The following is a 9,755-nucleotide window of genomic DNA, read 5'->3' on the forward strand; positions in this document are numbered from 1 at the left end:
CGTACTGCCTAGAAGAGCGCGCGGGCCAGCGCGCGCCGCGCGCTCGCCACGGCCGAGTCGTCGGGTCCGGCCACAGTGAAGAGTGACAGCAGATGCTTGCGGACGCTGTCCCGCTCGTCGCCGCTGGACCGCCGCACCGCCGCGACCAGCCGCTCGTACGCCTCGGGGGCCTGCCCGCTGAGGACCTCGATGTCCGCGGCGAGCTGCTGCGCCTCCAGGTCGTCGGGGTCGGCCGCGGCCCGGGCCAGCGCCTTCTCGGCGTCCACGCCGGTGACCCGGCGGTAGAGCTCGACCTGGGCCAGGCCGGACTCCGCCGCGTGGTCCTGCGGCGACTCGGCCAGGATCTTCCGGTACGCCGCCTCGGCCGCGTCCAGGTCGCCGGTCATCATCGCGTCGTCGGCCGCGTCGAGCCGCGGGTCCTCGGGGGCCGCGACCTCCACGCCGCCGGCCTTGAGCACCGCGTCGACGTACTGCCGGATCTGCGTCTCCGGCAGCACGCCGGTGAAGCCCTCGACGAGCTGGCCGCCGACGACCGCGATCACCATCGGGATGCCCTGCACGCGCAGCGCCTGGGCGAGCCGCGGGTTGGCGTCCACGTCCACCTTGCCGAGCACCCAGCTGCCGCCGCCCTCGGCCGCGAGCTTCTCCAGGACCGGGGAGAGCTGCTTGCACGGCTCGCACCACTCGGCCCAGAAGTCCAGGATCACCGGGGTGGTCATGGACAGTTCGAGGACGGTCGTCTGGAAGTTCGCTTCGGTCACGTCGATGACCACGGGCGGCGCACCACCCGGGTTGGCGGGCGCGGCGGGGCTCGCGGCCGGCCCGGCGGGGCCCGCGGGCGCGGGCTTGCTCGCGGGGCGCAGTGCACCGAGATCGACCGCGCCGCGGGTGAAGATCGACGGAGTGGTCCGTGGGTCGCTCATGGTTACCTAGTCTCGCACGCGCGCCGGACTGTTCGCGTCGCCGCCGGGCTGGTGATATCGGACGTCACAGCCGCTCCGTCCGATCACCAAGGGCCTAGAAGCGGGCCGGTTCCCGGTAGCTGCCCCACTCGCCCTTGAGCGCCGCGCAGATCTCGCCCAGGGTGGCCTCCGCGCGCGCCGCGTCGAGCATCGCGGGGATCATGTTCTCCTTCGTCCGGGAGACCTCCACGAGCCGGTCGAGCGCGCGCTGCGTCCGTACCGGATCACGCCCGGCCTTGCGCGCGGCCAGCTCGCGCTTCTGTTCGATCTCGACCTCGTGGGAGACCCGGAGGATCTCCAGGTCCTTGGCCACCGTGCCGGTGTGCACGTTGACGCCGACGATCCGCTTCTCGCCCTTCTCCAGGGCCTGCTGGTAGACGAACGCCGCCTCGGCGATGTGGCTGGTGAACCAGCCGTCCTCGATGCCGCGCAGGATGCCCGCGGTCATGCTGCCGTCCTCGCCGAGCTCGCGGATGCGGGCGAAGATCTCCTCCGCCTCGGCCTCGATGCGGTCGGTGAGCGCCTCGACGTACCAGGAACCGCCGAGCGGGTCCGCCACGTTGGTCACCCCGGTCTCCTCCATCAGCACCTGCTGGGTGCGCAGGGCGATCTCGGCGGACTCGTCGGTGGGCAGGGCCAGGGTCTCGTCGAGGGCGTTGGTGTGCAGCGAGTTGGTGCCGCCGAGGACCGCGGCCAGCGCCTCGACCGCGGTGCGCACCACGTTGTTGACCGGCTGCTGGGCGGTCAGCGAGACCCCCGCGGTCTGCGTGTGGAACTTGAGCCAGAGGGCCTTCTCGCTGGTCGCGCCGTACTCGTCGCGCAGGTGCCGGGCCCAGATCCGGCGGGCCGCGCGGAACTTGGCGATCTCCTCGAAGAAGTCGACGTGCGCGTCGAAGAAGAAGCTCAGCCCGGGCGCGAAGGTGTCCACGTCCAGCCCGCGCGACAGCCCCAGCTCGACGTAGCCGAAGCCGTCGGCCAGCGTGTACGCCAGCTCCTGCGCGGCGGTCGAGCCGGCCTCACGGATGTGGTAGCCGGAGACGCTGAGCGGCTTGTATTTCGGGATCTCGGCGGCGCAGTACTCCATCAGGTCGCCGATCAGGCGCAGGTGCGGCTCGGGGGCGAACAGCCACTCCTTCTGCGCGATGTACTCCTTGAAGATGTCGGTCTGCAGGGTGCCGTCGAGCTTGCCGATGTCGGCGCCCTGCCGCTCGGCGGCGACCAGGTACATCACGAAGATCGGCACCGCCGGGCCGGAGATGGTCATGCTGGTGGTGGTGCGCTGCAGGTCGATGCCGTCGAACAGCACCTCCATGTCGGCGGCCGAGTCGATCGCGACCCCGCAGTGGCCGACCTCGCCCAGCGATTCCGGCTCGTCGGAGTCGCGGCCCATCAGCGTCGGCATGTCGAAGGCCACGCTCAGGCCGCCACCGCCGGCGGCGAGGATCATCTTGTACCGCTCGTTGGTCTGCCGCGCGTTGCCGAACCCCGCGAACTGGCGGATGGTCCAGGTGCGGCCGCGGTACCCGGTGGGGTAGAGACCCCGGGTGTACGGGAACTCGCCCGGCCAGCTGATCCGGTCGAAACCGGCGTAGCTGTCGCCCTCGGCGGGCCCGTACACGGGCTCGACGGGCATCCCGGACAGCGTGGTGAAGTCTGCGTCCCGCTTGCGGGCGGCGTCGTAGCGCTGCTGCCAGCGCTCCCGGCCGGCGGCGATGTCGGCTGCGTCCATGGCGCTCATCGTAGGCCCAGAGCTGAACGATCGCTAAGGGCCCGGGGGATCTTCTCTCACGGAAGCTATGACGAATTCGGCATGTTCACAGAATGCTCGTGAATCGGTAGATCTACCTGTGTGGCTACCGCCACGGTCCCCCACCGTTCAGGAGTCCCCGTGAAACGATCCCTCGCTGCTGTCGGCTCCGCCCTGCTCATGGGCGGCCTGCTGGCGGGCTTCGGCGCCACCTCGGCCGCGGCCGCGCCGGACCCGCTCTCCCCCTCCGCGCACCGCGCGGCCCTCAAGGCCGCCGCCGGGGACGCCTTCGCCGTCAAGGCGACGGCCCGGGACGCCGACGGTACGAGCCACGTCCGCTACACCCGCACGTACGAGGGCCTGCGGGTGCTGGGTGGCGACGTGGTGCTGCACGGCACCAAGGACGGCGCCTTCCGCCAGGCCTCCGTCGGCCTCGGCGCGCCGCTGACCCTGAGCACCACCCCGAAGCGCACCGCCGCCACCGCCGGCGCGGCCGCGCGGGCCCACTTCACCGGCACCGTCGCCGCCGTGGGCACGCCGGAGCTGGTCGTCGACGCCACCGCCGGCGCCGGCACGCTGGCCTACGAGACCGTGGTCGAGGGCTTCGGCGCGGACGGGCAGACGCCGTCCAAGCTGCACGTGGTCACCGACGCGAACACCGGCGCGGTGCTCAGCTCCTGGGACACCGTCGAGACCGCCACCGGCAACAGCGTCTACTCGGGCACCGTGTCGATCAACACGACGCAGGTCTCCACGTCGAGCTACAGCCTCAAGGACGCGGCGCACGGCAACGGCACCACCTGCGACATGAACAACAAGACCTCGGGCACGTGCACGCTGTTCACCGACGCGGACAACGTGTGGGGCACCGGCGCCACCTCCAACCGGCAGTCGGCTGCGGTGGACGCGCACTACGGCGCGGCCAAGACGTACGACTACTACAACACCACGTTCGGCCGGAAGGGCATCTTCAACAACGGCACCGGCGTGCCGTCGCGGGTGCACTACGGCAGCGCGTACGTGAACGCGTTCTGGGACGGCTCGTCGATGACCTACGGCGACGGCAGCGGCAACACCCGCCCGCTGGTCTCGCTGGACGTGGCCGGCCACGAGATGTCGCACGGCGTCACCGAGCGCACCGCCAACCTGACCTACTCCGGTGAGTCCGGCGGCCTGAACGAGGCCACCAGCGACATCTTCGGCACGATGGTCGAGTTCTCGGCGGCCAACTCCGCCGACGCCGGCGACTACCTGATCGGCGAGAAGATCAACATCAGCGGCAACGGCAAGCCGCTGCGTTACATGTACAACCCCACGCTGGACGGCAAGGGCATCGGCTGCTGGTCGAGCACCACGAAGAACGTCGACGTGCACTACTCCTCCGGCGTCGGCAACCACTTCTTCTTCAACCTGGCCGAGGGCAGCGGCGCGACCGCGTACGGCACCTCGCCGCTGTGCGGGTCGGCCACCGCGGTGACCGGCATCGGCCGCACCAAGGCCGCCGCCATCTGGTACCGGGCGCTGACCACCTACTTCACCTCCAGCACCAACTACAAGGCCGCCCGCGGCTACACCCTCTCCGCGGCGACCGACCTCTACGGCAAGTGCGGCACCGAGTACAAGGCCGTGCAGAAGGCCTGGACCGCGGTCAACGTGACCGGCACGGACGCGGCCTGCTGATCCGAGCACCGAGTCGATGCCCGGCGGCGCGAGCAGCGCCGCCGGGCATTACCTTGTCGCCATGAAGATCATTCGGCTCCTCGCCGTGGCCGCGGTCGTCGCGGGCGTCGTGCTCACCGCCGCCGGACCGGCCACCGTCACCGGCCTGCTGCCGTTCTTCACCATCCAGAGCAACGTCGCGTACGGCGTCTTCGCGGCCTGGGCGGCGTTCCGGGGCCGGGCCACCCCGCCGGCGCTCAAGGGCGCGGTCACCCTCTACGTCGCGATCACCGGCCTGGTCTACCACCTGGTGCTCACCAATCCGGCCAGCGGCTTCGCCGTCACGGAGGCGCAGCGGGACCTGCCGGAGGCGATCGGCAACCAGCTCCTGCACACCGTGGTGCCGCTGCTGGCGGTGCTGGACTGGCTGCTGTTCGACGAGCGGGGCCGGTTCCGCTGGCGCCACGCGCTCTACTGGCTGGCCTTCCCGCTCGGCTACCTGGCGTTCGCGCTGATCCGGGGGCTGATCGTGGACCGGTACCCGTATCCGTTCATCGACGTGAACGACCTCGGCTACGACGGCGTCTCGATCAGCGCGGCCGGCTTCGCGGTCGCGTTCTGGATCCTCGGGCTGCTCTTCGTGGCGATCGACCGCTGGGGCGGCCGGCTGCTCCGCCGGCGCCGCGCCGCGGAGCAGGTGACCGCGGAGCAGGTAACCGGGGAGAGCCCAGTTACTTGATGCCGTTCTCCTTGCACAGCGCGGCGAAACGACCCGCGCAGACCGCCTTCTTCTCGGCGAACCCGTCCTTGATGACCAGGTTGACGTTGGTCTTGTCGATGGCCGTCGGCGGCAGCAGCTTGGCCGGGACGTAGGAGCCCGACTCGGGGTCCTTGACCCCGCGGCCCTCCACCACCGGCTTCTGGCCCTTGTACAGCTTGATGGCCAGTTCGGCCGCGGCGTCGGCCTCGAGCTTGATCCGCTTGTAGACCGTCATGCACTGGTCACCGGCGAGGATGTTCTGCAGGCCCTGGACCGTGGCGTCCTGCCCGGTCACCGGGATGTCGCCGTTCCGCTTGTCCTTCTTGAGGATCTCGATCGCCGCGTTGGCCAGGCCGTCGTTGGCGGCCAGCACCCCGTCGATCTGCTCGTTGGTCTGCTCCCACATCTCCTTGAAGACGGTGCCGGCCTCGTCGTTGTCCCAGTCGGCGACCGACTGGTCCGGGCCCTTGAGGTAGCTGCCGTCGTCGTACTTCTCCTGCAGGACCGCGTCGTAGCCGCTCTTGAACTCGCTCGCGTTGTTGTCCGTCGGCGAGCCGTTGAGGTCGGCCACCAGCGGCAGCTCGGCCTTCTTGGCGGCGAGGCACTTGACCAGGCCCTCGCCCTGGAGCTTGCCGACCGCGACGTTGTCGAAGCTGACGTAGTAGTCGGCGCCGCCGTTGAGGGTCAGCCGGTCGTAGTCGATCGTCTTGACGCCGGCGGCCTTGGCCTTGTTGAGCACGGTCTTGCCGGTGCCGGAGTCCAGGTTGACGGTGATCAGGACCTTCACCCCGCTGGCGATCATGCCATCGGCGATCTGCCCGAACTTCACCTTGTCGCCCTGGGCGTTCTGGATGTCCACCGGCACGTCGGCCGCGTCGAAGGCCGCCTTCAGCAGCTTCGGGTCGTCGGTGCCCCAGCGCTGCGAGGACTTCGTGTCGGGCAGGATCACGCCGACCTTGCCGCCGCCTGTGCCGGCCCGGGTGTTGCCGCCGCCGGCGCTGTCGGTGGCACCGTCGTCGTCGGTGCAGCCGGCGGCCGCACCGAGGGTGAGCACTCCCACCGCAACCACAGCGAACATCTTCGTACGCATCAGGACTTCCTCCCGGGCAGAGGGCGGCAAGGTTACCAGGCATCCGCGCTGCGTAACCCGCTGATCCACAGCACAACTGAATGGATGCGCCGCACTACCGAAAGTCACTGGTGGCCGGCTCGCGGCGGGCCTCCTTGACCGCGTACATGGCCATGTCGGCGGCGTGCAGCAGGCTGTCCGGATCGTGCTCGCCGTGCCGGCCGGCCGCCATGCCGACGCTGGCCCGCAGCGGCACTTCGGCGGCGCCGATCCGGACGGTGCCCAGCAGGCCGTCGGCCAGCGCCCGCACCACCTCGGCGCCCCGGCCGGCCGACAGCCCGGGCATCAGGACGGCGAACTCGTCACCGCCCAGCCGGGCGACGGTGTCCCCGGCGCGGACCCCGGCGCGCAGCCGGCGGGCCACCTCGATCAGCAGCTGGTCGCCGGTCGCGTGCCCGAAGACGTCGTTGACCGGCTTGAAGTCGTCGAGATCGATGAGGAACACCGTCACCGGCCCGGCCGCGAGCCCCTCGTGCAGCCGGCGCATGAACAGCCCGCGGTTGGCCAGGCCGGTGAGCGCGTCGTGGTAGGCCAGCTCGGTGAGCCGGGCGGTGAGCTGGTCACGCTCGCGCAGCAGCTCGGTGATGTGCCGGAACGCGTTGAGCTGGCGCCCGATGACCAGCCCGGTGGTCACCATCGCGCCGCTGCCCACCACCCACGAACGCGCGTCCAGCCCGCGGGTCAGGAGCACGGCCACGGTCAGGGCCCACACGGCGGCCATCCCGGCGTACGGCAGCACGCTGTAGGGCCGGTCCACCTCCCGCCCGGCGGGCTGCGCCGCGTGCTGCGCGCCGCGCTGCTGGGCCCGGGCCACCAGGGCGACGAGCGTGCTGGCGACCACGTTGGCCGCCAGCAGCCAGGGGGTGTACCGCCAGGTCAGATAGACCGAGCCGGGCACCGACTGGAGCACGGTCTGCAGGACCGCCGCGACGCCACCGGCGATCCCGCACATCCGGGTGAACGGGGCCCGCCCGCTGAGCAGCAGCCGCAGCACCGCGAAGATCGCCACCAGGAAGACCCCGGGCATCACCAGCAGGGCCGCGACCAGGCCGAGGGCCCAGCCCGCGTCGTGCGGCCCGGCCGGCGCCTCGACCAGCCAGAGGCCGAACGTGGTGGCCGCGGCCAGCACCGTGGCCGCGTCGAGGCGCAGCCGGGCCCGCGCGCTCTCGGTCATCTCCCCCAGCGGGTACCGGAGCAGGCCGGCGACCAGCAGCACCATCCCCACCGCGACGGAGCCGTACTGCAGTTCCGTGCCGACCAGCGACTCGGGCGCCAGCGGGGCCCGGACCACCGCGACGAGCTGGGCCAGGTCGCCGACGACGAAGGCGGCGCCGCCCGCGGCGAAGTACCGCCAGAGCCGCCGGGCGGCCGGCGCCCCGATCCGGGCCAGCTGCCCCGAGGTCACCGCGAAGCTGACGTGCACCGCGGTCATGAGCAGCCAGAAAACCAGCACCTGGGGGCCCGTGCCGGCCCGCCGCAGGCCGAAGCCGACGACCGCGGTCAGCGCGAGCAGGATCAACGCCACGGCCAGCGGGTCGGCGCGCAGCCCCGGACGTGCGTTCCGCCGGTGCATGATCACCTCACTCGTCGGTCCTTACCGTGGGCCAGCCGGTACGGCTCAACGGTTTGTCGGCACAGCGGCGGCGCGGATGAGGGTTTCAGCCGATCCGGTGGTCGAGGATCCAGGCCGCCGGATCGCCCTTGCGGTGCAGCAGGCGCAGGGCCGGCGGCATCAGCGCGTCCCGGACGAGCGCGCCGACCCGCCCCGCCGTCTTGGTGCTGCCGCTGCGCCGCCCGTACGCGACCACCTTTTCCACCCGGTCGCGGCGCAGCTGCTCGTAGTCGGCCAGCGCGGCCGCCACGTCCGAGCGGGCCCGCAGGCAGCGGCCCAGCGTCACCGCGTCCTCGATCGCCATCGACGCGCCCTGTCCCGAGGACGGCGAGACGGCGTGCGCGGCGTCGCCGATGAGGATCGTGCGGTCGTCCCGCCAGACCGGCACCCGGGGCAGGTCCCAGGTGTTCCACGGGCCGACGATCTCCGCGCTGGCCCGGATCAGCGCGGCCGCCGGCGCCGCGTCGCCGGCGAACAGCTCCAGCAGCTCCGCCCGCCAGCCGGCCGGGGTGAACTCCTCCGGCTCGACGGGCCGGCGGCGCGGCGGGTTGGCGAACCACCACACCGAGTCGCCGGGGGCCGCGACCCAGCCGAAGAACGCCCGCCGCCCGAACGCCATCTGCATGACGCCGGGCTCGGGCCGCAGCGCCGCGCCGACCGGGCCGGCCGTGAAGCCACCGGCGTTGAGCAGGCCCAGGTAACGGGGGGCGGGCGCGGCCGGGTCCAGGGCCGCCCGGGTCCGCGAGTGCAGGCCGTCCGCGCCGACCAGCAGGTCGCCGCCCGCGGTGGTGCCGTCGGCGAAATGGGCGGTCACGCCGGTCGGCGAGCAGGTGCGGCCGGTGAGCCGCTTGCCGTACGCGAGCGGGATGCCACGCCGCTCGACCTCGGCGCGCAGGGCCCGGTAGAGGTCGGCGCGGCGGATCGTCGTGGTGGTGATGCCGTCCGGGTCGGGGCCGCCCAGGGGCAGCCGGGCCAGCCGGCGGCCCGCGGCGTTGCGCAGGTCCAGGGTGGGCGTCGGGAAGCCGGCGGCGAAGATCCGGGCCGGGTCGAGGCCGAGCGTGCGGAGGGCGGCCAGGCCGTTCACGGCGACGGTGACGAACGCGCCGCGCTCGTCGGCCCCGGCGTCGCGGGCTTCGTGGATGGCCGGGGCGAACCCGGCGTCGTGCAGGGCGAGGGCGGCGACGGCGCCGGCGATGCCGCCACCCGCGACCACGGCTGTCTTAGTCATAGAATGAATATGCATCTTATGACTAGCGTGAGGCAACCCCGGGAAACCCCTAGGCTGGGCCCATGACGTCTGCGGAGCCGCGCCGGTCCACGCTGGCGATGGTGCTGCTGGCCCTGCTGCTCGAGGCACCCATGCACCCGTACCGGATGCAGCAGATGATCAAGGACCGCGGGCAGGACCAGCTGGTCAACGTGGCCCAGCGCAACAGCGTCTACCAGGCGCTGGACCGGCTGGTCCGGGACGGGCTGGCCCGGCCCGGCGGCACGGCGCGCGAGGCCGGAAGGCCCGAGCGGACCGTCTACGAGATCACCGCGGCCGGCGAGGCGACCCTGCGCCGCTGGCTGACCGCGATGCTGCCGGCGCCGGCCCGGGAGTTCCCCGAGTTCCCGGTCGCGCTGGCCTTCCTGCCCATCCTCGACCCGGCCGAGGCGGCCACCCTGCTGGAACGCCGGATCGAGGCGCTGGCCGGGAAGGTGACGCAGCTCGAACAGCAGGCGCCGCCCGGCCTGCCCCGGCTCTTCCTGATCGAGGACGAGTACCGCGCCACCCTGCTGCGCGCCGAGCTGGGCTGGCTGCGGGCGCTGGTCGACGACCTGCACACCGGACGGCTCAGCTGGGATGAGAACCTGATCGCGGAGACGCTCGCCGACTTCGGCTA

8 protein-coding genes are annotated in these 9,755 nt (G+C 72.1%); 3 read left to right on the forward strand and 5 right to left on the reverse strand.

All coding sequences use genetic code 11. The features are described from left to right. Positions 1-8: 8 nt before the first annotated feature. Both Ani05nite_RS32915 and icmA read right to left on the reverse strand, forming a co-directional pair. Positions 9-923, reverse strand: coding sequence for a tetratricopeptide repeat protein (locus tag Ani05nite_RS32915; protein ID WP_203774842.1), 915 nt, complete (start codon positions 921-923; stop codon positions 9-11). A 94-nt stretch (positions 924-1,017) separates the two neighbouring features. After that, positions 1,018-2,691, reverse strand: coding sequence for a coenzyme B12-dependent isobutyryl-CoA mutase large subunit (gene icmA / locus Ani05nite_RS32920; RefSeq protein WP_203774844.1), 1,674 nt, complete (start codon positions 2,689-2,691; stop codon positions 1,018-1,020). A gap of 159 nt (positions 2,692-2,850) precedes the next feature. Between icmA and Ani05nite_RS32925 the strand changes: the two genes are divergently transcribed. Together Ani05nite_RS32925 and Ani05nite_RS32930 are read left to right on the forward strand one after the other, a co-directional pair. Continuing rightward, positions 2,851-4,389: a M4 family metallopeptidase gene (locus Ani05nite_RS32925; protein WP_203774846.1), complete on the forward strand. Its 1,539-nt coding sequence runs from the start codon at positions 2,851-2,853 to the stop codon at positions 4,387-4,389. Between the two features lie 61 nt (positions 4,390-4,450). Continuing rightward, the gene (locus Ani05nite_RS32930; protein WP_239130874.1) at positions 4,451-5,107 is read left to right on the forward strand and encodes a Pr6Pr family membrane protein; all 657 of its coding nucleotides are present in this window, start codon (positions 4,451-4,453) and stop codon (positions 5,105-5,107) included. Here Ani05nite_RS32930 and Ani05nite_RS32935 read toward each other — a convergent pair. The 3 genes from Ani05nite_RS32935 to Ani05nite_RS32945 form a co-directional block, all read right to left on the reverse strand. Beyond that, entirely contained in the window at positions 5,100-6,218 is a 1,119-nt protein-coding gene (locus tag Ani05nite_RS32935) for a sugar ABC transporter substrate-binding protein (protein WP_203774850.1), read from the reverse strand. The genes Ani05nite_RS32930 and Ani05nite_RS32935 overlap by 8 nt on opposite strands. A 94-nt stretch (positions 6,219-6,312) precedes the next feature. Further along, positions 6,313-7,830, reverse strand: coding sequence for a GGDEF domain-containing protein (locus tag Ani05nite_RS32940; RefSeq protein ID WP_203774852.1), 1,518 nt, complete (start codon positions 7,828-7,830; stop codon positions 6,313-6,315). 85 nt (positions 7,831-7,915) lie between these two features. Next, complete coding sequence (locus Ani05nite_RS32945) at positions 7,916-9,097, reverse strand: FAD-dependent oxidoreductase (protein WP_203774853.1); 1,182 nt, start codon at positions 9,095-9,097, stop codon at positions 7,916-7,918. 62 nt (positions 9,098-9,159) lie between these two features. Here Ani05nite_RS32945 and Ani05nite_RS32950 point away from each other — a divergent pair. Continuing rightward, positions 9,160-9,755: PadR family transcriptional regulator (locus Ani05nite_RS32950; RefSeq protein ID WP_203774854.1), on the forward strand; the 596-nt coding region annotated here is incomplete at its 3' end.

The organism is Actinoplanes nipponensis, from assembly GCF_016862275.1.
Taxonomy (GTDB): domain Bacteria; phylum Actinomycetota; class Actinomycetes; order Mycobacteriales; family Micromonosporaceae; genus Actinoplanes; species Actinoplanes nipponensis.